At 48.6% G+C, this 1,349-nt stretch carries 1 protein-coding gene and 1 pseudogene; one reads left to right on the top strand and one right to left on the bottom strand.

All coding sequences use genetic code 11. The features are described 5' to 3' along the window. Positions 1-583: 583 nt before the first annotated feature. Positions 584-1,075 carry a L,D-transpeptidase gene (locus tag WH5701_RS16265; protein WP_006169865.1) on the bottom strand — a complete coding sequence of 164 codons (492 nt, stop codon included), beginning with the start codon at positions 1,073-1,075 and terminating at the stop codon, positions 584-586. 56 nt (positions 1,076-1,131) lie between these two features. Here WH5701_RS16265 and WH5701_RS16260 point away from each other — a divergent pair. Next, a pseudogene (locus tag WH5701_RS16260) lies at positions 1,132-1,349 on the top strand (hypothetical protein); the annotation flags it as partial.

Below are 1,349 nucleotides of genomic sequence, written 5' to 3'. Positions count from 1 at the left end.
AAAAACTGAGGAGCACGACTTGGCCTCCTCCCAATTAAAGCTTGAAACCACGTCGTCTGATCCAAGTTAAAGCCTGAAAAACGCCTCGTAGAACCATTTTTGTGGAAAATTTGCGCTTGATTCTGAGTGATCAATGGCTGCTATTCGTTGGTGAAGATTTTATGTCCGCAGGCTTAATTGGAGTGTTTGATTTATGCGTCGGAGTGTTATTTTGAGCCTCCGGCAATAACTTTTTGGCTCAATAGTTTCAGGGAGAGTTATTGCTAGTGTGTTCTGATCTTAATTCCTTACCCCTTCAAAGACGCCATTGCAAGGGCCGGGAGGGGGTATGACAAAGCAATGTCTTTCAGGAGACCAGTACCCAAGTGCTGGAAGGTTCAAGCCTTGCGCATTTGCTTTGGCGTTAACACCAGAGACGCCATTACCCTGAACAGTGACATTCCCTTTGGCATCCACTAAATCAAGAAAATCCCCTTCATTCATTTCCTGGTTTGCATTCGCAGGGGCTAAAGATAGAGATGGCAGCAGGGCGGTTGCCGTAGAGATGAGGAGCAATCGAAGCAGCATGGGTTTTAAGCAGAAGTTAGTTTGTGGTAACGACGACTGGAGTTCCAACATCGACCCGGTTAAAAACCTGAATAACATCGTTGTTCAACATGCGAATGCAGCCAAGACTGACGGCTGCCCTTAAGTTCACCCAGCTCGGCCATGCGGTGCCATGAATGGCATATTCATCCCGCCCAATCCTCACATAGGGCATGTATCGAACGCCCACAGGGTTGTCGGGTCCTGGCGCAATAACCTTTCCTTTTTTGTGGTAAATAGGCGATGCATCTTTTCTCTGGATATCAAATTGCCCTGGAATCGTTGGAGATTCAGGGGCCCCAATGGCAATGGGATATTTGCCAATCACCTTTCCATTCTCAAAGAGTGTGAGATATCGATTCTTCAAACTCACTTCAATGGACATGTCCGCTTGAGCTGGTGCTATCGATGAAAACCCAATTGCAAGCAGGGCTGCTAACAACGATGGACGGACGGACATGGGGTTCCGCTTTAAGCAACCTCTCTCCATTCTGACCCATTCGAAAGGAGCTAGCGTCGGCGCAATGCCTGACTCGTTGTTGTTTGATGGTCCGAACTTCCGGTTTTCGTGCAGCTCTCATTACTGCTGCCGTTTCGGCTCTCACGTTCAACGTCCCTGCTCGAGCTGGTTTTTCGCTGGAAGAATTGGCAGGCTTTGAGGTCACACATTTGCGTGGTGTGGTGAATGTGGTCTCACCTGCCCAAAAGGTGATTGAGGTCGTCGATCCCGAAGGTCATAAGGAGATCATCACTGTCGGCATCGG

The sequence above is a fragment of the Synechococcus sp. WH 5701 genome (genome assembly GCF_000153045.1).
GTDB classification, from domain to species: domain Bacteria; phylum Cyanobacteriota; class Cyanobacteriia; order PCC-6307; family Cyanobiaceae; genus Regnicoccus_A; species Regnicoccus_A antarcticus.
The sequence above is the reverse complement of the archived record's forward strand: the minus strand, read 5'-3'. Positions and strand labels throughout refer to the sequence as shown.